This window comes from Streptomyces sp. NPDC055962 (genome assembly GCF_042270185.1).
Lineage (GTDB): Bacteria > Actinomycetota > Actinomycetes > Streptomycetales > Streptomycetaceae > Streptomyces.
Genome location: NZ_JBHJYN010000011.1, coordinates 76113 through 97421, shown reverse-complemented (window position 1 = coordinate 97421; position 21309 = coordinate 76113). Strand labels below are relative to the sequence as shown.

General features: G+C 70.9%; 21 protein-coding genes and 1 pseudogene. 12 read left to right on the top strand and 10 right to left on the bottom strand.

Annotated elements, in window-relative coordinates; translation table 11 throughout:
• Nucleotides 1–74: 74 nt before the first annotated feature.
• Nucleotides 75–272 carry a zf-HC2 domain-containing protein gene (locus ACFC51_RS27175; protein WP_376531317.1) on the top strand — a complete coding sequence of 66 codons (198 nt, stop codon included), beginning with the start codon at nt 75–77 and terminating at the stop codon, nt 270–272.
• On the opposite strand, the gene ACFC51_RS27170 is transcribed toward ACFC51_RS27175, so the two are convergent.
• Nucleotides 206–775, bottom strand: a complete 570-nt coding sequence (locus tag ACFC51_RS27170) for a sigma-70 family RNA polymerase sigma factor (protein WP_376371031.1) — start codon at nt 773–775, stop codon at nt 206–208. The two genes, ACFC51_RS27175 and ACFC51_RS27170, sit on opposite strands and share 67 nt — an antisense overlap.
• 257 nt (nt 776–1032) lie before the next feature.
• On the opposite strand from ACFC51_RS27170, the gene ACFC51_RS27165 reads away from it, so the two are divergent.
• A complete protein-coding gene (locus ACFC51_RS27165; protein WP_376531315.1) occupies nt 1033–2256 on the top strand; it encodes a CapA family protein in 1224 nt (407 codons plus the stop codon).
• Between the two features lie 39 nt (nt 2257–2295).
• Here ACFC51_RS27165 and ACFC51_RS27160 read toward each other — a convergent pair whose 3' ends face one another.
• Nucleotides 2296–2757, bottom strand: coding sequence for a universal stress protein (locus tag ACFC51_RS27160; RefSeq protein ID WP_376371028.1), 462 nt, complete (start codon nt 2755–2757; stop codon nt 2296–2298).
• A gap of 163 nt (nt 2758–2920) precedes the next feature.
• On the opposite strand from ACFC51_RS27160, the gene ACFC51_RS27155 reads away from it, so the two are divergent.
• Nucleotides 2921–3766 carry a polysaccharide deacetylase family protein gene (locus ACFC51_RS27155; protein WP_376531312.1) on the top strand — a complete coding sequence of 282 codons (846 nt, stop codon included), beginning with the start codon at nt 2921–2923 and terminating at the stop codon, nt 3764–3766.
• Nucleotides 3767–3787: 21 nt separating this feature from the next.
• On the opposite strand, the gene ACFC51_RS27150 is transcribed toward ACFC51_RS27155, so the two are convergent.
• Entirely contained in the window at nt 3788–4450 is a 663-nt protein-coding gene (locus ACFC51_RS27150; protein ID WP_376371025.1) for a class F sortase, read from the bottom strand.
• 872 nt (nt 4451–5322) lie between these two features.
• Here ACFC51_RS27150 and ACFC51_RS27145 point away from each other — a divergent pair.
• Nucleotides 5323–5505 (top strand): annotated as a pseudogene (locus tag ACFC51_RS27145) (hypothetical protein); the annotation flags it as partial.
• 98 nt (nt 5506–5603) lie between these two features.
• Here ACFC51_RS27145 and ACFC51_RS27140 read toward each other — a convergent pair.
• Together ACFC51_RS27140 and ACFC51_RS27135 are read right to left on the bottom strand one after the other, a co-directional pair.
• Nucleotides 5604–6140: a hypothetical protein gene (locus ACFC51_RS27140; RefSeq protein ID WP_376371023.1), complete on the bottom strand. Its 537-nt coding sequence runs from the start codon at nt 6138–6140 to the stop codon at nt 5604–5606.
• A 182-nt stretch (nt 6141–6322) separates the two neighbouring features.
• On the bottom strand, nt 6323–7090 hold the full coding sequence (locus ACFC51_RS27135; protein WP_376371021.1) for a hypothetical protein: 768 nt from the start codon (nt 7088–7090) through the stop codon (nt 6323–6325).
• Between the two features lie 751 nt (nt 7091–7841).
• On the opposite strand from ACFC51_RS27135, the gene ACFC51_RS27130 reads away from it, so the two are divergent.
• The 3 genes from ACFC51_RS27130 to ACFC51_RS27120 all read left to right on the top strand — a co-directional run bounded on the left by ACFC51_RS27130 (nt 7842) and on the right by ACFC51_RS27120 (nt 11995).
• Nucleotides 7842–8801 carry an SCO0930 family lipoprotein gene (locus ACFC51_RS27130; protein WP_376371019.1) on the top strand — a complete coding sequence of 320 codons (960 nt, stop codon included), beginning with the start codon at nt 7842–7844 and terminating at the stop codon, nt 8799–8801.
• Between the two features lie 204 nt (nt 8802–9005).
• Nucleotides 9006–9824, top strand: coding sequence for an SAM-dependent methyltransferase (locus ACFC51_RS27125; protein ID WP_376371018.1), 819 nt, complete (start codon nt 9006–9008; stop codon nt 9822–9824).
• Nucleotides 9821–11995 carry a putative bifunctional diguanylate cyclase/phosphodiesterase gene (locus ACFC51_RS27120; RefSeq protein WP_376371016.1) on the top strand — a complete coding sequence of 725 codons (2175 nt, stop codon included), beginning with the start codon at nt 9821–9823 and terminating at the stop codon, nt 11993–11995. Before ACFC51_RS27125 ends, ACFC51_RS27120 begins: the two co-directional genes overlap by 4 nt.
• Before the next feature lie 18 nt (nt 11996–12013).
• On the opposite strand, the gene ACFC51_RS27115 is transcribed toward ACFC51_RS27120, so the two are convergent.
• The gene (locus ACFC51_RS27115; protein ID WP_376371108.1) at nt 12014–12946 is read right to left on the bottom strand and encodes a LysR family transcriptional regulator; all 933 of its coding nucleotides are present in this window, start codon (nt 12944–12946) and stop codon (nt 12014–12016) included.
• A 96-nt stretch (nt 12947–13042) separates the two neighbouring features.
• Here ACFC51_RS27115 and ACFC51_RS27110 point away from each other — a divergent pair, with 96 nt between their 5' ends.
• Genes ACFC51_RS27110 through ACFC51_RS27100 form a run of 3 tightly spaced genes read left to right on the top strand, consistent with a single transcriptional unit; the run spans nt 13043 to nt 16443 of the window.
• The gene (locus tag ACFC51_RS27110) at nt 13043–13750 is read left to right on the top strand and encodes a succinate dehydrogenase (RefSeq protein ID WP_376371014.1); all 708 of its coding nucleotides are present in this window, start codon (nt 13043–13045) and stop codon (nt 13748–13750) included.
• Entirely contained in the window at nt 13751–15700 is a 1950-nt protein-coding gene (locus ACFC51_RS27105) for a fumarate reductase/succinate dehydrogenase flavoprotein subunit (protein ID WP_376371012.1), read from the top strand.
• Complete coding sequence (locus tag ACFC51_RS27100) at nt 15697–16443, top strand: succinate dehydrogenase/fumarate reductase iron-sulfur subunit (RefSeq protein ID WP_376371010.1); 747 nt, start codon at nt 15697–15699, stop codon at nt 16441–16443. The genes ACFC51_RS27105 and ACFC51_RS27100 overlap by 4 nt, the downstream gene beginning before the upstream one ends.
• A 101-nt stretch (nt 16444–16544) precedes the next feature.
• Here the strand turns inward: ACFC51_RS27100 and ACFC51_RS27095 are convergent, their stop codons facing one another.
• Nucleotides 16545–18971, bottom strand: a complete 2427-nt coding sequence (locus ACFC51_RS27095) for an ABC transporter (protein WP_376531309.1) — start codon at nt 18969–18971, stop codon at nt 16545–16547.
• 104 nt (nt 18972–19075) lie between these two features.
• Entirely contained in the window at nt 19076–19267 is a 192-nt protein-coding gene (locus ACFC51_RS27090; RefSeq protein ID WP_376371007.1) for a DUF6381 family protein, read from the bottom strand.
• 196 nt (nt 19268–19463) lie between these two features.
• On the opposite strand from ACFC51_RS27090, the gene ACFC51_RS27085 reads away from it, so the two are divergent.
• Complete coding sequence (locus ACFC51_RS27085; RefSeq protein WP_376371005.1) at nt 19464–19790, top strand: plasmid stabilization protein; 327 nt, start codon at nt 19464–19466, stop codon at nt 19788–19790.
• Here ACFC51_RS27085 and ACFC51_RS27080 read toward each other — a convergent pair.
• Entirely contained in the window at nt 19787–20347 is a 561-nt protein-coding gene (locus ACFC51_RS27080; RefSeq protein ID WP_376371003.1) for a type 1 glutamine amidotransferase domain-containing protein, read from the bottom strand. The two genes, ACFC51_RS27085 and ACFC51_RS27080, sit on opposite strands and share 4 nt — an antisense overlap.
• Before the next feature lie 50 nt (nt 20348–20397).
• Between ACFC51_RS27080 and ACFC51_RS27075 the strand changes: the two genes are divergently transcribed.
• The gene (locus ACFC51_RS27075) at nt 20398–20886 is read left to right on the top strand and encodes a hypothetical protein (RefSeq protein ID WP_376531307.1); all 489 of its coding nucleotides are present in this window, start codon (nt 20398–20400) and stop codon (nt 20884–20886) included.
• 59 nt (nt 20887–20945) lie between these two features.
• On the opposite strand, the gene ACFC51_RS27070 is transcribed toward ACFC51_RS27075, so the two are convergent.
• Nucleotides 20946–21161 (bottom strand): dodecin, encoded by a 216-nt coding sequence (locus ACFC51_RS27070; RefSeq protein ID WP_329236606.1) that lies wholly within the window; start codon nt 21159–21161, stop codon nt 20946–20948.
• Between the last annotated feature and the right edge of the window lie 148 nt (nt 21162–21309).

The window sequence follows — 21309 nt, the reverse complement described above, 5'->3', positions numbered from 1 at the left end:
CACGCAGCATTGAACCGGGGGCACGCGCCCCGCGTGGGCAGAAGGGCAGGATCCGTCGGGAGATTCGAGGTGCGATGACGGCCGACAGCGGCGACGACCCGCATGTGCACCGGCTGCTGGGCGCGTACGTGCTCGACGCCCTGGAGGCGGAGGAGAGCGCCGCGGTCGCCCGGCATCTCCAGCGGTGCGCGGGGTGCGCCGCGGCCTATGTGGAGGTCGTCGATGCGGTGTCCCTGCTCGCACTGCTCGACGTGGACGACCTGCTGGAGTAGCCGGGGAGGTTGCGGCTCAGCAGCCGCAGCGCGTAGTAGGAGCGGGACTTGACGGTGCCCGCCGGTATGCCCAGGACCTGTGCGGTCTCGCCCACGCTGAGTCCGCGGAAGTAGATCTGCACGAGCACCGCGCGGTGTTCGGCGCTGAGCGTCCGCACGGCCTCGCGCACGTCCAGGGCGTGGACCGCCGAGTCCGCCGTGTCGGCCTGGGCGGGGGCGCTCTCAAGGACGGCGTCGCTGACCTCCGTCGGCCGGGCCTGGCGGGACCTGCGGGCGTCTATGGCCAGCCGCCTGGCGACGGTGAAGAGCCAGGGGCGCATCGAGTCGTACGGGGCGTCGAAGGCCTCGGGGTGCTGCCAGGCGCGTACCAGGGTCTCCTGCATCAGGTCCTCCGCACGCTGCCGGTCGCCGTAGGTCAGCCCCAGCAGGAAGTGGAGGAGCGCGGGCCCGTGTTCCCGCTGCATCTCCGCGAGGGTCCGCTCATCGGTTGTCGCAGTGGTCATCGTGAACGTCCTTTCCCGAAGAGGCCCCTGACGCCTCGCTCCCGCCTGGCGTATACGAACGCATCGCGGCGCGGGGGAACAGGCGGTGCGCCGAGGTGTGCGCCGAGCGGTCGCACGGAGCGACGAGTGGTGCGGTGAACGGTCGACGGGCGCCGATACGGCCGATTCAGGTACTTGCGCACCTTTGTCCTTGACTCGCCAGTATGAATATATGTGTATTCGGATGGCCGAAATCATGCGAACTGGGAGTCGTGCAGATGACGAAGCGCATCCGACTGGGTGCGGCGATCGCGGTCGCCGGCCTGCTCGCCACCGCAACAGCCTGTACCGGCCAGCCGTCCGGGACGCCCGGATTCGCGGGCCGGCACCCGTCCGCCGAGCGGGGCGCGAACGGTGCGGGATCCGGGGGGGCGGAGGGAGCGGGCGGCTTCACGCTGCTGGCCTCGGGCGACATCCTGCCGCACTCCTCGATCATCGACCGGGCCGCCGCCGACGCCGGCGGCAGGGGCTACGACTTCCGCCCCATGCTCAAGGGCGCCGCCCCGCTGGTCTCAGGGGCGGATCTGGCCATCTGCCACATGGAGACGGTGTACGGCCAGGAGGGCGGCCCCTACACCGGCTACCCGTTGTTCAAGTCACCGCCCGAGGTGGCGGCCGCCCTGCGGTCCACCGGATTCGACTCCTGCTCGACCGCCTCCAACCACAGTCTGGACGACGGCGCCCAGGGCATCGGCCGTACGCTCGACGCGCTGGACCGCGCCGGTGTCGCGCACGCCGGCACCGCACGCTCGGCCGAGGAGGCGGCACGGCCCACACTGCTCCGGGCCGGCAAGGAGAAGAACGCGGCCAGGGTCGCCCACCTCGCGTACACCTACGGCACCAACGGCCTGCCACTGCCGACCGGTCGGCCCTGGGCGGTCGATCTGATCGACAGGGGCCGGATCGTGGCGGACGCCCGGGCGGCCCGCAAGGCCGGCGCCGACGTGGTGGTGGTGTCCCTGCACTGGGGAACCGAGTGGCAGGACGCCCCCGACGACGTCCAGACCGGACTCGGACGCGAGCTCACGGCCTCCCGGACCGGCGAACGACCCGACATCGACCTGATCCTCGGCACCCACGCCCATGTCCCGCAGGCCTACGAGAAGGCCAACGGCACCTGGATCGTCTACGGCATGGGCGACCAGGTCGCCGGTGCCATGAAGAACCACGACGGCGTCCAGGACCCCCGGGCCAACGAGAGCTCGATGGCCCGCTTCACCTTCACGCCGCCCGCGAAGCCCGGGGAACGATGGGCCGTGAGCAAGGCCGAATTCATTCCCCAGTGGTTCGACCCCGCGTCCGGGCGCATCGTCCCCCTGGGTCCCGAGAGCCTGGCGAGCGCGGGGGAGGACGGTGGCCGGCTCGAGGGGATCCGTGACCGGATCCACCGGGCCGTCCTGAGCCGCGGTGCGGGTCAGGACGGGCTCGCGGCCGGCGGGTGACGTCGGCCACGTCACGGAACGACGGTGACGGGCGGAGCGCTACGGAACGACCGTGACGGGCCAGCGGCCGGCCTTCACGAGGCGGACCGCCACGGAGCCGATGAACCGGTGCCCGGCCGACTCCGAGGCGCCCACGATCACGGCGTCCGCCTTCAGTTCGTCGGCCGCCGTCACGAGCCCGTTGTACGGATCCCCGCGGAACGTGTGGAACTCCCAGCGCACGTTCCATATGTCCTTGAGCCGTTCCGTCGAGGCCCTGATCTCGTTCACCAGCCCCTCGGCCACCTCCCCGGTGGTGTCGGCGACCGGGGCGCCCAGCGAGGCACCGGCCGTCATCACCGGCTGGACGTAGACGAGGGCGAGCATCGCGTTCTGCCGACGGGCGAGGCCCGCCGCGTACGCCGCGGCCCGCATCGAGGACTCGGATCCGTCGAGGCCCGCGACGATCACCTTGGGACCGTCCGTGCCGCGCTCGAACCTGTGGTGTTGCTGGTCTGTCACGGCCCCGAGGGTAGCCGCTCGTCCCGCGCGCGCCTCCGGCGCCTCCGGGCCTCCCGGCGGCACCCGCCGGATGCGTCCGTGACACTCCATCCATCGGGTGCAAATCGCCTCGTCCCCGGTGTCGGCGGCGGGCGCGGAGGTGGCTCCGTGCGAGCAGTTGGTCATGAAGCATGATCAGATCCCGACGGAACGCCGTACCCTCCTGCGTCTCGCCCTCGCGCTGGGGGCTGCCACCGCGGTACGCCTGATCGCGGCGGATCCGGCCGGCACGCCCGTACGTCCCGGTGGCGAACCCCCGGCCGCGGCCGCCGGGCCCCCGGCGCGGGCCCAGGCGGGCCCCGGCGCCTACCGGCTGCGGCCCATGACCTCGGAGACCCCGGCCCGCTTCCGTCCGGCCGCGCCGCCGGTCCGGACGCGGCCCTTCGAGGAGCTTCCCGAACTGGGCGACGACGCGATGGTGCTCACGTTCGACGACGGTCCAGACCCCCGGTACACGCCGGACGTTCTGGCCACACTGCGCCGGTACGGGGTCCGGGCGATGTTCTTCGTCTGCGGCGAGATGGCGGCCGACAACCGTGATCTGCTCCGGGAGATCGCCGACGACGGACACGTGGTCGGCAACCACTCCTGGTCGCACCCCCTGATCCCGAAGCTCTCCCGCGGAGCGATCCGCGACGAACTCGGCAGCACCAGCGAGGTGATCGAGAAGACGCTGGGCGCCCCGCCGCTCTGGTACCGGGCGCCGTACGGTGCCTGGAACCGCAACTCCTTCGAGATCGGTGCCGCGATGGGCATGGAACCGATGGCCTGGACCGTCGACACCCTGGACTGGACGCGCCCGGGCACCGACACCATCGTCCGCCGGGTCGAGAAGGGGGCCGCGCCCGGCGTCGTGGTGCTGTCGCACGACGCGGGCGGCAACCGCTCCCAGAGCGTGGCCGCCCTGCGCCGGTATCTGCCGGCGCTCCTCGAGAGGGGGTACCGCCCGACCGTTCCGCATCGCAGCTGACGGTGGCCGGTGTCCGCCCGGCTACCGCGTCCCGACCAGCCGGGCGAAGACCACCACGTTCCCGTCGTAGCCGTTCGCCTTCGTGTAACCGCCCCCGCAGGTGATGACCCGGAGCTCGGCGTACCCGGTGTCGCCGTACACCCGCGCACCGGGGAAGTCGTGCTTGGAGAACACCTCGACGCCGTAGATCTCGAACACTGCGACCCGGTTGTCGAAGCGGGACACCTCGATCTGATGGCCCTTGCTGAGGGAGCCCAGCCCGTAGAAGACCGCGGGGCCCGCGAGGTTGTCGACATGGCCCACCATCACCGCGGTTCCACGCTGGCCCGGGGCGATGCCGTTCTGGTACCAGCCGGCGAGGTTCGCGTCCTGGGGAGGCGGCGCCTCGATCCAGCCGGCCGGGTCCAGGTTCACGTCTACGACGGGTGCGTCGACCTCGATCGAGGGGATCCGGATGCGCTCGGCGGGGGCGTACGCCAGCGGCTGCACGGGCTCGCCCTCGACCGGCGCGGAGACCGTCGCGTCCCCGGCGCCGGCCACCGAGGCCGCGGCGGCGGGCTGGGGCGGTCCGGGCGACGTCTCCACGCCGTTGCGCATGAGTGCGAGCCCGGTGAGCATCACCAGGGCGATGGCACCCCACGGTGTGCGTCTGCTCCGCTCGGCGCCCCACTGGTCCCGGCCCATGGTTCTCCCTTCGTCGCGACATCGTCACGGTAGGCGCGGCCCCGTGACGGGGCGATCAGGGAAGGGCGAACGGGTGGCGGCCGACCGGGCATCCCGAGCGCGTTCTGCCTGTCGGAGTAATGAGCGGATAAAAGTTCTGACGGACCGTGACCTGCGGGTCCGTCAGATTCCGTATCCGGCGCGCGGCGTGTCGGCTCACCGGGGTGGAGCAGTGCCGAAGTGCGACATGTGCGGTATCTGGTGAGGGTTCGTCATGGGACGCGTACTCGTCGACTGATCCCGGAGGACCTGACTCCGGGGCGCTTCCCGCTGGAGGTTCGAAGATGCGTGCTTCACGCGCTCTCGCGGTGACCGCGACCGCATTCGCGGCGGTCGGGCTCGCTGCCCCGCTGGCCGTCGCCGGAGGTGGCCCGGGCAGCAACCCGAGCAACTTCCCGACCAACGTCACCGTCAACCCGTCCCGGGTCTTCCAGGGCGCCACGATGCAGGTCAGCGCAGAGGGCTGCGGCCGCTCCGGCGGGCGGGTGTGGTCGAACGCGTTCCCGACGGTGAACCTCTCGCCGGGGCGGGTCGGCTACGCCACCGCGCGTATCCGGGACAACGCGACGCCCGGTCAGTACAGCCTTTCCGTGCGGTGCAACACCAGCGACAACAACTTCGGCGGCGGCAACGGAGGTGACGGCGGCAACGGTGGCCAGGGCGGAGACGGAGGTGACCGCGGGCCGGGCAACGGTGGCCAGGGCGGCGACCGCGGTCAAGGCGGCAACGGTGGCCAGGGCGGCAACGGTGGCCAGGGCGGCAATGGAGGCCAGGGCGGTGGCAACGGTGGCCAGGGCGGTAACGGTGGTCAGGGTGGCAACGGCAACAACGGCGACCCGGTTGCCACGGCCCGCTTCACCGTGCTCCCTTCGCGGGGTGCGCAGGGCGGCCTCGGCGGCTCGATGGGCCCCAGCTCCGTGGAGATGCAGGTCGGTGGCGGTCTCGTCGCGGCAGCGGCTGTCGGCGGCGCCGTCTTCGTCGTCCGTCGTCGCCGGATGAGCAATGCGGCGATCTGACGGCGCGAACCTCCCGCCCGGCCCGATAGCCCGTCGCCCCGAGTCCTGTGAACAGGACCCGGGGCGACTGTCGTACGTCTCCGGACGATGCCGGAACGTCAGTGCTGACGACCGGTGCGCCGCTTGCGCAGGACGTAGAAGGCTCCGGCCGAAGCGACAGCCACCAGTGCGGAGCCGGCCGCGATCTCGGCCGGATCCATGGTGTCGACGCTGCCGCCGAGTCCGCCCAGCACGCCGCTGGGCGAGGCGGTGGAGCTGGTCGTGGGGGCGGTGGTGGGCGTCGTGGTCGCACCGCTCGTGATGGTCAGGTTCGCCGAGCGCGTCGTGGTGCCGCAGCGGAAGGTCACCTCGTAGACCGCGCCGCGCCTGGCGTCCGAGTCGACCCGGGCGGTGGCCGACCGCCCGCTGGGGATGGTGGTCGTGTCGAACACGCCCGAGAACGCGGTCGCATCGGTGGTGCACCCCATGGCGCCGAGAGTGACCTGGCCTCCCGGCGCGACCGTCGACGGAGTGATGGTCGGCGTGAACGAGGTGGACGTGCCGCCGGTGAGCACATCGGCCGATGCGGCCGGTGCCGTCAGAAAGCAGGCGGCGGCGCCCAGCAGGGCGACGGGTGCGACACGTATCGCGCGCATGGTGAATCCTCCGGGTCCCGAGGAGCACCCGCGGAACGGATTTCCGCCAGACAGGAGAGATGCACCTCGATGCCGAAACCGTAGAAGTGCCGCATACCACCCGCTATCGGGGTCAGGCGAATGGGGCAGCCTTGTCCCCCGGCCGGCGGACCGCCCGGGGGACACAGCGGCGTGGCGGGCGGCTATCCGCCCGTCGCGTGTGGGAAGAGATCGACGAAGGGAGCCGTGGTGGCCGAGATACCCCGGCCGAACGGCGCGTCGAAGTCCCAGATCAGGAACAGCAGGAACGCGATCAGGACGCTGAAGAGGCCCGCCAGAAGCAGTTCCCGGAAGGTTCTGCGGATCTGGAGCGTGAAGATCAGACCGACCGTCACCACGGCCCCGGTGATCAGGCCGAACCAGACCACGCCCGGCATGGTCGCCCCCGCGTTCTGCCCCCGGGCCCCTCGCGCGTCGTCGACGGCGGCCACCTGGTCCACCAGCGGCTGGTACGCCTGGCCTTCGTGGTCGTTCCGCGGCTCGTACTCCGTGACGTCGGCCCGCACCCTGTCGAGCAGCCTGGTGCCCTCCTCGGTGAGACTCCCGTGATCCGTCATCCACCTCCACTCGTCACCGACGACATGGGCGACGTACGCGTCGACGTCGGTGCGGATGCGGTCGCGGACCTCGACCGGGTAGACGGCCGACCGGGCACTCACCTCGTGGAGGGCCTGCGCCTCCAGGCGTACCGACTCCTGGGCGGCGCTGCGGCCCTCCCAGACTCCCGCGATGGCCAGGCCGAGGACGATCGCGTAGACCACGCCGATCATCATCGTCATGTACTCGATGACATCGGGGGTCTCCGACGGATCGTCGTCATCGGCGAGGCGGCGGTTGCTGAGCACGGCGGTGGTCAGGACAACGGCGCAGGCCGACGCCATGGCAATGGTCAGAACAAGCCATTCCGACATGGGTTCCCTTCTTTTCTTTCGTCAGCGGGACGAGCGGGGCCGCAGCACGGCCACGGCGAAGACGGCGGGTGCGGTGATCAGAAGGGTGAGCGAGACGAGTGACGGCCCGCTCCGGGGTGTCTTGCGGGGCGGTTTGCGATAGGTGGGCAGCGCGACGGGCGCGGGGGGCGGTGGTGTCGGGCGCACGGTGGGGCGCGGCGGCGGCGGTGGCGGTTCCGGTGCTGGTTCCGGTTCGGGAGGTGCCGGGGCGGGAGGGGGTGGTGGGGGCGGCGGCGGTGGTGGAGGGGGTGGAGGCGGTGGTGGAGGGGGCGGTGGTGGAGGCGGTGGCGGTGGGGGTGGTGGAGGAGGCGGCGCGGGTTCGGGCTCCGGCTCGGGCTCGGCGATGACAGCGCCGCACCGCCCCTCTCCTGCCACCGCGATGGAGGAGCCGCCGTCCCCCTGACCGATGGAGGCGACCGCGCAGTCGTCACCGGCCGCCGGCAGCGGGACGGCGAGCATCAGGAGAAGGGTGGCGGCGGCCGTCCGCCATATGCGTGATCCGTACACGCCGTGGAGCATGTTCCACCCGGCCGCCGTGCACGCGGACGGGGGAGACGATTCGCCTGATGGTGGGGACATTCGGCGATTCGCGTTTGCGCCCGGCAAAACTTTTTTCTCGGCTCTTTGAACAACGGGCCATCGGCGGACCGTACCTAGGGCCACGAAAGGCGCGGACCCGCGTCCCGGACGGCAGAGCACATCGGGAGTCGACATGGATACCTGGCGGAACGCCTCGCTCGCGGTCACGGCGGTGGCCCTGCTGGCGCTGACGACGGCGTGCGGTCAGGAGAAGGGCAGCGTGTCCCCCAACGGCCAGGCCGTGGGCAACGCCGCCCCCGCACAGCAGCCGGCGGACAGCGGTTACGGCTCGGACGGGGGGTACGGATCCGGCTCGGACACGGGCACGGCACCGAAGCAGGCAGGGCAACTCGCGGTGTGGGACAGCAAGAAGCTGGGTGAGGTGCTGACCGACAGCGAGGGATTCACCCTCTACCGGTTCGACAAGGACACCGCCGAACCTCCCGCGTCGAATTGCGAGGGCGACTGTGCGAAGGTATGGCCCGCGGTGCCCGCGGAGAGTGCCACGGCCGCCGCCGGGACCGATCCCTCGCTGATCGGCGAGGTCACACGGGCCGACGGGACCAAGCAGCTGACCGTCGCCGGGTGGCCGATGTACCGCTATGCCAAGGACACCGCTCCGGGTGACGCCAACGGGCAGGGCGTCGGGGGCACCTGGTTCGCCTCGGCCCCCGACGGAAAGAAAGCGGCGGTGAACGCGGACGGAGCCTCCGCGGTCGACGAGGCCGGCCTTGCCGGACTTTCGGTCCGTAAGGACCCGGAACTCGGAGACGTCGTCGTGGACAAGCGGGGCATGACGGTTTACCGCTTCAAGAAGGACTCGGCATGGCCGATGAAGTCCGCCTGCACGGGCGACTGCCTGAAGAAGTGGCCGGTCGTCCCTCCGGTGAAGAAGAATGAGGTCGCCGGAGTCACCACGAAGGGATTTGTCACCTTCAATCGCCCGGACGGCATCCAGCAGCAGTCGCTCGACTGCTGGCCCGTCTACACCTTCTCCGGTGACAAGAAGCCGGGGGACACCAACGGCCAAGGCGTCGGCGGGACATGGTACGCGGTCTCGCCCGATGCGAAGCTGGTCGGGGCCCCGAAGTAGGTGCCGGACAGGCCCTGTGGTACCGGTCCGTCGCCGCATGCGCACACGCAGCGACGGACCGGTCGCACGTGCCTCCGGTGTGTGACCAATAACGGATCTCTAATTTCCGTTTCCACTCGCTCTCTTGGCGGTCGATCAGTAGCCTCTGGTCAACACTGACCATGAACATGGCCGGACCGCCGTGGCGACTTGTTGGAGACATCGATGGAGCGTCCCGCCTGGGCACCGCAAGGCATAGACATCTCGGTGCCGAGCGTGTCTCGCATGTACGACTTCTACCTGGGCGGTTCGCACAATTTCGAGGTGGACAGGGAAGCGGCCCGCAAGGCCATGGAGTTCATGCCGGGCCTGCCCAAGGTCATGCAGGCGAATCGGGCCTTTATGCGACGGGCCGTGCAGTACGCCACGGACGCGGGGATCAATCAGTTCCTCGACATCGGCTCCGGCATACCGACCTTCGGCAATGTCCACGAGGTCGCCCAGGCCGCTGACCCCGAGGCCCGGATCGCCTACGTCGACCACGACTCGGTCGCGGTCGCACACAGCCAGGCGGTGCTCGAAGGCAACGAACGGGCCGTCATCGCCGCCGCAGACCTGCGCAAGCCCCGGGAGATCCTGGACGACCCGGAGGTCACCGGCCTCCTCGACCTCGACAGGCCGGTGGCGCTGCTGCTGGTGGCGGTGCTCCACTTCATCGAGGACACCGACGACCCGTACGCCGCCGTGGCCGAGCTGCGCGACGCGCTGGCTCCCGGAAGCCTGCTGGTCCTGACCCACGCCTCGTACGAGGGCATCCCGCTCAGCGAGGAGGAGGCGGGTGGGACCGTCGGTGTCTACCGCACCATCCGCAACCCGCTGATCATGCGGTCGCGTGTCGAGATCAGCCGCTTCTTCGAGGGGTACGAGATGGTCGAGCCCGGCCTCGTGTCCATGCCCGAGTGGCGTCCGGAGTCCCCCGAGGCCCTCGCGCAGGAAGACCCGTTCGCCTTCTCGGGCTTCGCCGGGGTTGGGCGCAAGGCGTGAGCATTCCCGCCCAGTCGTCCGGTGCCCCGGACGCGGAGCCCGACGGTCCCGAGGACCGTCTCAGGAGATTCGCCACCATCTGGAGCCGGGCGATCTTCCCCTCCACGGCCACCTCCCTGACCCGCCCGGAGTTCGAGGAGCACCTGCTGCCGCTCGCCCGGGAGCTCAACGGCATCCTGCACACACGGATCTTCGACGCGACCCCGGCACACCGCGTCGGAGCCGCGCTGGTCGCCGCGCACTGCACCGATCCCGACGCCCTGAGCTCCACCCTCGGCGTCGTCGACTCCTATCTGGTCCTCTACTGCGGCGGCAACGGGCCGGTGGACCTGTCGACCGAGGACAGCCGGGCCCGGTGCGCACGGATCCAGCATGCGCTCGCCGGCGGGTTCACCCAGGCGCTGCGGGAGCGCACGCTCGCCGAGCAGGAGGCGATCGCCCGCTCGGCGCTCACCGCCCGCTCGCACGCCGAGCAGGCGCTGCACGCCACCGAGGCGCGCTTCCGTGCCGTGTTCAAGGACGCCGCCATCGGAATCGGCATCGCCGATCTCGACGGGAACATCCTGGAGATCAACGACACCCTGACCCGGATGTTCGGCGGCCTGGAGAACCACGTCCGCAGCCACAAGGTGAACGAGTGGGTTCACCCCGAGGACTCGCCGCACGTATGGAAGTACTACGACGAGCTCGTACGGGGTGAGCGCGAGCACTACAGCGTCGAGAAGCCGTACTACCGCAACGACGGCACCGTGCTGTGGACCAACCTCACCGTCTCGCTCCTGCGGGACTCGGAGGGACGGCCGGAGTACCAGCTGGCCCTGATGGAGGACACCACGGAACGGCGGCTGCTCAATCTGCGGCTGCGCTACGAGGCCACCCACGACGCGCTCACCGGCCTCCCCAACCGGACGCTGTTCTTCGAGCGGCTGGAGAAGGCCCTCGCACCCAGGGACGGCATGCGCTTCGGGCTCTGCTATCTCGACCTGGACGGCTTCAAGGCGATCAACGACAGCCTGGGGCACGCGGCGGGGGACCGGCTCCTGGTCGAGGTGGCCGACCGGCTGCAGAGCTGTGCGACCGCCCCGGGCGAGATGGTCGCGCGCCTCGGCGGCGACGAGTTCGTGGCCCTCACGACCGGACCGCGGACCCAGGACGAGGTCCACGAGCTGGCCGGGCGCATCCTCTCGGCACTCGCCACGCCCGTACGCCTCGACGGCCGGGAGCTCACCGTACGCGGCTCCATCGGCGTCGTCGAAGGCCCTTCGGGCGAACGCACCGCCGCCGAGGTGCTGCGCAGCGCCGACATCACGATGTACCGGGCCAAGGCGGCGGGCGGGAACCGCTTCGCACTGTCCGATGCCGAGGCCGACGCCCGTGCCATCACGAGGCACGGACTGACCACGGCACTCCCGGCGGCGCTGGACCGGGGGGAGTTCTTCATCGAGTACCAGCCGCTCGTGCACCTCGGCGACGGCAGCGTGCACGGCGCCGAGGCGCTGGTGCGCTGGTGCCATCCGCAGCACGGTGTGCTCGGACCTGACCGGTTCATCCCGCTCGCGGAGCACACCGGGCTGATCGTGCCGCTCGGGCGCTGGGTGCTGGAGGAGTCCGTGCGGCAGGCGAACTTCTGGCAGGAACGTCACACCGACGGCGGGCCCCTGCGGATCAACGTCAACCTCTCCCCGACCCAGCTGCACCACCCGAGCCTGGTCGCCGAGACCGTCGACGTCCTGGAACGGTCCGGCCTCGACCCGGGCGCCCTCTGTCTGGAGGTCACGGAGTCCGCGCTGATCGGCGCGGACGACGACCTGCTCAAGCCGCTCCGTCAGCTGGCCGAGATGGGCGTCGACATCGCCCTGGACGACTTCGGCACGGGGTACTCGAATCTGGCGAACCTGCGCCGGCTGCCGGTGAGCGTGCTCAAGCTGGACCGTTCCTTCACCCAGGGGATGCAGCACCACCCGGCCGACCCGGTCGATCTGAAGATCGTCGAGGGCATCGTGTCGCTCGCCCACAGCCTGGACCTCGCGGTCACGGTGGAGGGCGTGGAGACCGGCGCCCAGGCCGAGCAGCTGCGGCAGCTCGGCTGCGACACGGCCCAGGGCTGGTACTACGCACGGCCGGGTGCCCCGGACCGGATCCACTCGCTGCTGCTGGCCGACGCGGTCTGACGGTCCCCGCCGCACTCCTCAGCCGCCGGCCGGGCCCTGCCCGCCGGCGGCCGGGGGCACGGAGTGCGGGCCCGCTCCCAGGAGCATCCGCTGCAGCTCGCGCGCCGCACGCGGGGGTTCGACATCGCTGCGGTGCGCGAGCCCGATGGTCCGCCGCAGCCCCGGCGAGGCCAGCGGCGTCGTCCGCAGGTCCTGGCCCGCCCGCACGGCGACCATGCGGGGGACGACGGCGATCCCGAGCCCCGCGCGTACGAAGCCCAGGACGGCGTCCATCTCGCCGCCCTCCACCGTGAACGAGGGCTCGAAGCCTTCCGCGCGGCACGCCGCGACGGTCAGTTCCCGCAGGTCGTACCCGTGCCGGAACATCACCAGCGGTTCGTTCTCGAGGTCGGCGACGTGCACCGAGCCCTTGCGCCCCGGGGCGGGCCGGGACGCCGGGGACACCACCACCAGGTCCTCGTGCAGCAGCTCCACGGTGGTGAGCGCCGGGGAGCCGGCGGGCAGCGGCAGCACGAGCAGCGCCAGGTCCAGGGCCCCGCGGGCGAGCTGCCGTACGAGGTCGTGGGAGCCGCCCTCCTCGATCAGGAGCTGGATCCCCGGGTGGGCGCCGTGGAAGGCGCGCAGCACGTCGGGCAGCAGTCCCGTGCAGACACTCGGAGTGGCTCCCAGCCGGATCCGCCCCCGGCGCAGCTGGACCAGTTCCTGCACCTCGTGGCGTGCGGTGTCCGCGTCCGCCAGGATCCTGCGGGCCAGCGGCAGCAGCGCCTCGCCGGCGTCCGTCAGCGCGATGTTGCCGCGCGCCCGGCTGAAGAGCTCGGCACCCAGCTCGTTCTCCAGGGCCTTGATCTGCTGGGACAGCGAGGGCTGCGAGACGTGCACCTCCTCGGCGGCCCGGGTGAAGTGCCTGGCCTCCGCCACGGCCACGAAGTAGGCGAGCTGCTGGAAGTGCATGGGGGTGACCCTAGCGAACTTCATAGCCATTGCCTATGGATATGAGACGTTTCATGTCTTGGACTGATGGTGCCCTTTGCCCTTAGCGTCGTGTTCATGGCATTGGCAACGCGGACGGACCGACGGCCGTCCATGACGCGTACGCTCTGGGACTCGTCCGTCGGCAAGAAGACGATCATGGCTGTGAGCGGCCTGATCATGCTCGGCTACCTGGCGGTCCACATGCTGGGCAACCTGAAGATCTTCTTCGGATCCGGCGAGTTCAACCACTACGCGCACTGGCTCCGGACGATCGGGGAGCCCTTCCTGCACTACGAGTGGGCGCTCTGGATCATCCGCGTGGTGCTCGTCGCGGCCGTCGTCCTGCACGCGGTCTCCGCCTACCAGCTGAGCCGCCGCGACCTCCGGGCGCGCCCCACGGCGTACGTCAACAGGAAGGCGCGCTCCAGCTATGCCACACGCACCATGCGCTACGGGGGTGTCATCCTCGCGCTGTTCATCGTCTGGCACATCCTGGACCTCACGACCGGCACGGTGCACCCCGGCGGGTTCCAGGCCGGGCACCCCTACCAGAACGTGCTCGACACCTTCTCCACCTGGTACGGCAACGTCATCTACATCGTCGCCGTGCTCGCCCTGGGCCTGCACGTCCAACACGGGTTCTGGAGTGCGGCGCAGACCCTCGGAGTGGGCAGTGCGACCCGGGACCGCGTCCTGAAGACCCTCGCCACTGCCTTCGCAGTGGTACTGACGGCCGGTTTCGTCTCCGTGCCCGTCGCCGTGATGACCGGAGTGGTGAGCTGAATGAGCGACTACACGAACTACCGCACCGGCGAGCCCGTCGTCGACGCCAAGGCGCCCGGGGGCCCCGTGGCCGACCGCTGGGACACCCGGCGCTTCGAGGCGAAGCTCGTCAACCCGGCCAACCGCCGCAAGCACACCGTGATCGTCGTCGGCACCGGCCTCGCCGGCGGCTCCGCCGGCGCCACCCTCGCCGAACAGGGCTACCACGTCGTCCAGTTCTGCTTCCAGGACTCGCCCAGGCGGGCCCACTCCGTCGCCGCGCAGGGCGGGATCAACGCGGCCAAGAACTACCGCAACGACGGCGACTCGGTCCACCGGCTCTTCTACGACACCGTCAAGGGCGGCGACTTCCGGGCCCGCGAGTCCAACGTCCACCGCCTGGCGGAGATCTCCGTGGAGATCATCGACCAGTGCGTCGCCCAGGGCGTCCCCTTCGCCCGTGAGTACGGCGGCCTCCTCGACAACCGTTCCTTCGGCGGCGTCCAGGTCTCCCGTACCTTCTACGCCCGCGGCCAGACGGGGCAGCAGCTCCTCCTCGGCGCGTACCAGGCGCTCTCCCGGCAGATCGCGGCCGGCAACGTCGAACTGCACTCCCGTACGGAGATGCTCGACCTGATCGTCGTCGACGGCAAGGCGCGCGGCATCGTGGCCCGCGACCTCGTCACGGGGAGGATCGACACGTACGTCGCCGACGCGGTCGTGCTGGCCACCGGCGGCTACGGCAACGTCTTCTACCTGTCGACGAACGCGATGAACTCCAATGCCACCGCCGTCTGGCGCGCGCACAGGCGTGGCGCGTACTTCGCCAACCCCTGCTTCACCCAGATCCACCCCACCTGCATCCCGCGCACCGGTGACCACCAGTCCAAGCTGACGCTGATGAGTGAATCGCTGCGCAACGACGGACGCATCTGGGTCCCGAAGGCCAAGGGCGACGACCGTCCCGCGAACCAGATCCCCGAGGAGGAGCGGGACTACTACCTGGAACGCATCTACCCGGCCTTCGGCAACCTCGTGCCCCGCGACATCGCCTCCCGCGCAGCGAAGAACGTCTGCGACGAGGGCCGCGGCGTCGGTCCCGGCGGTCAGGGCGTCTACCTCGACTTCGCCGAGGCCATCGGGCGCATGGGCAGGAAGAAGGTCGAGGAGAAGTACGGCAACCTCTTCGACATGTACGCCCGCATCACCGCGGAGAACCCGTACGAGACGCCGATGCGCATCTACCCCGCCGTGCACTACACGATGGGCGGCCTCTGGGTCGACTACGACCTCCAGACCACCATCCCCGGCCTCTTCGCCATCGGTGAGGCCAACTTCTCCGACCACGGGGCCAACCGCCTCGGAGCCTCCGCGCTGATGCAGGGCCTCGCCGACGGCTACTTCGTCCTGCCGTCGACCATCAACGACTACCTCGCCCGCAACCCGCACACCGAGGCGGTCGACGCCGGTCACCCGGCGGTCACCGAGGCCGTCGCCGAGACCGAGGACCGGCTCAACCTGCTCCTCGCGGTCGACGGAGACCGGACACCGGACTCCTTCCATCGCGAGATCGGCGAACTCATGTGGGAGTTCTGCGGGATGGCCCGCACCGAGGAGGGGCTCCGCATGGCCCTCGACCGGATCCCGCGGATCCGCGAGGAGTTCTGGCGCCGCATCAAGGTCCCCGGCACCGGCGAACAGTTCAACCAGTCGCTGGAGAAGGCCAATCGGGTCGTCGACTACCTGGAGCTCGCCGAGCTCATGTGCCTCGACGCCCTGCACCGCGCCGAATCCTGCGGCGGCCACTTCCGCGAGGAGTCGCAGACCCCGGACGGCGAGGCCGCCCGAAGGGACGAGGAGTTCTCCTACGCCGCCGCCTGGGAGTTCAGCGCCACCGGCGACGCCCCCGTCCTGCACAAGGAAGACCTGGTCTTCGAGTACGTCCACCCCACTCAGCGGAGCTACGCATGAAGCTCACCCTGCGCGTCTGGCGCCAGCAGAACGCCGAGGCGCCCGGCGCCATGGCCACCTACGAAGTCGACGGCATCTCGCAGGACATGTCGTTCCTGGAGATGCTCGACACCCTCAACGAGGAACTCATCCTCGGCGGGGACGAGCCCGTCGCCTTCGACCACGACTGCCGCGAAGGCATCTGCGGGGCGTGCAGCCTGGTCATCAACGGCGACGCCCACGGTCCGGAGCGGACCACCACCTGCCAGCTCCACATGCGGTCCTTCAGCGACGGCGACACGATCGACATCGAGCCGTGGCGCGCCTCGGCCTTCCCGGTCGTGAAGGACCTCGTCGTCGACCGTTCCTCCTTCGACCGGATCATCCAGTCCGGTGGATACATCTCGGCGCCCACCGGCACGGCACCCGACGCGCACGCCACCCCCGTGCCCAAGCCCGACGCCGACTCCGCCTTCGAGCACGCCGAGTGCATCGGCTGCGGTGCCTGCGTGGCCGCCTGCCCGAACGGCTCGGCGATGCTCTTCACCTCGGCCAAGGTCAACCACCTCAACGTGCTTCCCCAGGGTGCGCCCGAGCGGGAGACACGGGTGCTCGACATGGTCGCCACCATGGACGACGAGGGGTTCGGCGGCTGCACCCTCACCGGCGCATGCGCGACGGCCTGCCCCAAGGGCATCCCGCTGCCCTCGATCACTGCGATGAACAAGGAGTGGCTGCGTGCCACGCGCAAGGTGCGCCGCTGACCGCGGGGCCGCCGGCCTCCGGCCACCCGCCTCCGGCCACCCGCCTCCGGCCTCCGGCCGCTGACCACCAGCCGCTGACCACCCGCCGGCCCGGCGGGGAGTCAGCCCGTCCGCAACGCCTTCGCCAGGTAAGCGGCCGTACGGCTCCCCGCCGCGGCGGCGACCTCCCGCGGCGTCCCGGTGGCGACGATCCGGCCGCCCCGGTCGCCGCCCCCGGGGCCGAGGTCGATCACCCGGTCCGCGCCCGCCACCACCGACATGTCGTGCTCCACGACGACCACCGTGTTGCCCGCGTCCACCAGGCCGTGCAACTGCCTCATGAGCACCTCCACATCGGCGGGGTGCAGCCCGGTCGTCGGCTCGTCCAGCAGGTACAGCGTGTGTCCCCGCCTGGCGCGCTGGAGCTCCGTGGCGAGCTTGATCCGCTGCGCCTCACCGCCGGACAGCTCGGTCGCCGGCTGCCCCAGGCGCAGATAGCCCAGCCCCACGTCGAGGAGCGCCCGCAGGCTGCGCTCGGCCGCCGGGGTCCCGGCGAGGAACTCGGCCGCCGCCTCCACGGTCAGGTCCAGCACGCCCGCGATCGTGAGGCCGCGCAGGGTGACCTCGAGCGTCCGCGGGTTGTAGCGCGCGCCGTGGCAGTCCGGGCAGGGAGCGTACGTGCTGGGCAGGAACAGCAGCTCGACCGAGACGAACCCCTCGCCCTGACAGGTCTCGCACCGCCCGCCCGCCACGTTGAACGAGAACCGGCCGGCGCGGTACTTCCGGGCCCGCGCCGTCTCCGTCTGGGCGAAGAGCTTCCGCACGGTGTCGAACAGCCCGGTGTACGTGGCCAGGTTGGACCGTGGCGTGCGGCCGATGGGCTTCTGGTCGACCTGCACCAGCCGGTCCACCGCATCCAGGCCCTCCGCCGACGCACAGCCCCGCACCACCGGTCCGGCGGGTGCCCCGGCCGCTTCCGCGGGCCGGCGGTCGGCGAGCACACCCGCCAGCACCTGGCCGACGAGCGTCGACTTGCCCGAACCGGACACACCGGTGACCGCCGTCAGCACACCGAGCGGGAACGCGGCGTCGACCCCGCGCACGTTGTGCAGATCGACCCCGCGCAGCGTGATCCAGCCGGAAGGCTCGCGAGGCTCCCGGGCCGGTGCGGGGTCCTCGGCGAAGAGGAACCGCCGGGTCGCGGACCCGGTCACACCGGCGAGGTCCGCCGGCGGGCCGCTGTGCAGCACCCTGCCCCCGTGCTCGCCCGCCAGTGGGCCCACGTCCACCAGCCAGTCGGCCTGTCGCACCACGTCCATCTGGTGCTCGACCACGAAGACCGTGTTCCCCGCCCGCTTGAGCCTGCCGAGCACGCCGAGCAGTGACTCCGTGTCGGCGGGGTGGAGGCCTGCGGACGGCTCGTCCAGCACGTAGACGACGCCGAACAGCCCCGACCTCAGCTGCGTGGCGAGCCGCAGCCGCTGCAACTCGCCCGACGAGAGGGAGGGGGCCGTACGGTCGAGGCTGAGATAGCCGAGGCCGAGCTCGGTGACCGGCTCGATCCTGGACAGCAGATCGGCCGTCAGTACCCGCGCGGTGTCGCTCCCGCCGCCCGCCTCCAGCAGCACCTCCGTCAGGGCGGTGAGGGGGAGCGCGACGAAGTCGGCGATCGTGAGGCCCGCGAACGTGACCGCCATGGCTTCCGCCCGCAGCCGGCCGCCCCCGCACACCGGACACGGCGCGCTCGTCAGGAAGCGCTCCGCCTTCGCCCGCAGTGACCGGCTCCTGGTGTCCGCGAACGTGTGCATCACATAGCGGCGCGCGCTCATGTACGTGCCCTGATAGGGGCGTTGGATGCGCCCTGCGTCCCGTACCGGGTGGACGGTCACCACCGGCTGCTCGTCGGTGAACAGGATCCACTCGCGGTCCGCCGGCTCCAACTCCCGCCACGGGCGGCCGATGTCGTACCCGAGGGCGTCCAGCACGTCACGGAGGTTCTTGCCCTGCCAGGCGCCCGGCCAGGCCGCGATCGCCCCGTCCCGGATCGACAACGACGGGTCCGGCACGAGCAGTTCCTCGCTGGTGCGGTGGATCAGGCCCAGTCCGTGGCACTCGGGGCACGCCCCGGCCGCCGTGTTCGGCGAGAATGCGTCGGAGTCGAGGCGCTCGGCGCCGGGCGGGTAGTCACCGGCGCGGGAGAAGAGCATCCGCAGGGAGTTGGAGAGGGTGGTGACCGTGCCCACCGAGGAACGCGACCCGGGCGCCGACCGGCGCTGCTCCAGGGACACCGCGGGCGGCAGGCCGGTGACCTCCCCGACGTCGGGAGCCCCCACCTGGTGGATCAGCCGGCGGGCGTACGGGGCGACCGACTCGAAGTAGCGCCGCTGCGCCTCCGCGTAGATGGTCCCGAACGCCAGGGAGGACTTCCCCGACCCGGAGACGCCGGTGAAGACCGCGAGGGTGTCGCGGGGGATGTCGACGTCCACGTCACGGAGGTTGTGCTCGCGTGCGCCGCGTACCCGGACGTAGGGATCGTGGGGGGTGGACATCGGCGGTGCGGCTCCGTGGACTCGGCGGGGTGGGCGTGCTGCTGCCGGTGATCCTTCCGTACGGGGCACGGGCGAGGGCCACCGGCAGCGCGGGGTGTCCGGCCCTACACCATCGGGTCCATGCCGCGGTCGGTCATGGAGCTCTCCTGCTCGCTCTGCTCCCGCAGACGGCGGGCCTTGTCCTGGAGCCGCTGCCGCTGCTCCGGATCGGTGGCGCGTTCCGCGGCCTCGTTGAGTTCCTGCGCCTTGTCCCGCAGCTGCTTGGCTCGGCCGCCGGACTCACCTGCAACGCTCATGATCACTCCTGGATCTGTGGGGAGCGGACCCCCTCAGCGAAACAGCGCACCGGCGCACCTGCATCTCGAAGGGTCACGCTCGGCGACCGGGCCCGTGCCCCGTTCGGACCTCCCGCCCGGCAGGCGTGAAGGCGAAGGTGTGGGGTAGTGGGTGCGGCGGTGAGCCACCGACGCCCCGGCTGTGAGGAGAGGTGCCATGCCCGCAGGATCCAGCTCCAAGCGCGAACGGCAGTACGAGCACATCAAGGAGAGCGCCGAGGACCGCGGCACCTCCACGAAGCGCGCGAAGGAGATCGCGGCGCGGACCGTGAACAAGGAGAGGGCCCGTGCGGGGGAGTCCAGGACGGCGAGCCCGGCATCGCTCCGGGATCCCGAATCGGCCTCCGAGCGAGGTGGACGGCGGTCGCACAGCGGGGCGCAGGGGCCGACGCGGGACCAGCTGTACGAGGAGGCGAAGAAGCGGAACGTCGAGGGCCGTTCCTCGATGAACAAGGAGCAGCTGCGCAAGGCCCTCGGACGCTAGGCGGCCGAGAGTTCCTCGCTGACCGCGCCGACGAAGGCGTCCAGGTCCCTGGGAGTGCGCGAGGTGATCAGGGTCCACCCGCCCTGTCCGTCCTTGACGACCGGCTCGTCCACCCAGCTGCCGCCCGCGTTCCGGATGTCCGTACGGAGCGAGGGGTACGAGGTGAGGGTCTTGTCCCTGACGACGTCCGACTCGACGAGCACCCAGGGGCCGTGGCAGATGGCGGCGACCGGCCGGCCCGTCGTCGTGAACGAGCGGACGATCCGGGTGGCGGCGTCCTGCAGGCGCAGGGTGTCGGCGTTGAGGGTTCCTCCGGGCACGAGCAGCAGGTCGTAGCCGCCGGGGTCGGTGTCGGAGAGGGGCAGCGAGGGCCGCACGGCCTCGCCGGGGTCCTTGTCGCCCACGAGCGTCCGGACGGGGTCCGTGGAGACCGCCGCGATGTCCACCGTGGCTCCTGCGGCCCGCATCCGCCTCACGGGCATGACGAGTTCGTCCTGCTCCACGCCGTAGTTGGTCACGATCACCAGAACGCGACGTCCGCCGAGGTCGTCAGTCATCCGTTCTATCCTTTCTGTTCTTTCGGCATCTCTTCGAGGACGGGCCTGCATTGAGCGACTGCCCCCGGCCGCTGGCCGTATTCGATCTGGACGGAACGCTGGCCGACAGCGGCCACCGGCAGCGCTTCGTGGAGGGCCGCCGGCGCGACTGGGAGCGGTTCTTCTCGGCGGCCCCCCAGGATCCGCCCCTGGAGGAAGGGGTGCGCATGGTCCTCGCGAGCGCGCAGGAGTGCGAGGTCGTGTATCTGACCGGGCGGCCGGAGCGCTGCCGCCAGGACACCCTGGACTGGCTGGAGCGGCAGGGGCTGCCGCGGGGCGACCTCCACATGAGGCGCGACGCCGACAGGCGGCCCGCCCGCCGCACCAAGCTGGAGATCCTGGAGCGACTGGGCAGGCGGCGGGAGGTGCGCGTCCTCGTCGACGACGACGAGCTGGTGTGCGACGCGGCCGAGCAGGCGGGATTCACGGTCGTACGCGCGCGCTGGGCCGTCACCCCGAAGCGGATGAAGGACGCGCAGCAGCGCGAGGGGCGCACCTGAGCGGCCGACCTGGGTGCCGGGCGTGCCCCGCTCCTCGGTCCGGTGCCGGAGCGGTCGGATCAGGCGTCCCCGTCGAGCCGGAAGCCGACCTTGAGACCCACCTGGTAGTGGGCGATGCGGCCGTTCTCGATATGGCCGCGGACCTGTGTCATCTCGAACCAGTCGAGATTGTGCAACGTTTCGGAGGCTCTTGCGATGCCGTTCCGGATCGCCGCGTCGATGCCCTCCTCGGAGGTTCCTACGATCTCGGTGACCCGGTAGGTGTGATTGGACATCTAATGTCTCCTTTCGTGATTCCACGGTGCCTCACCCCGTGTCGTCGCGCGAGGTGTCCCGGCCGGTGATCCGTGCCGGGCAGGGCCTTGACCTGCGGATTGGTCCATACCAAACTCCCAGTCACACGCCCGTGCGAGCGCCGCCCGC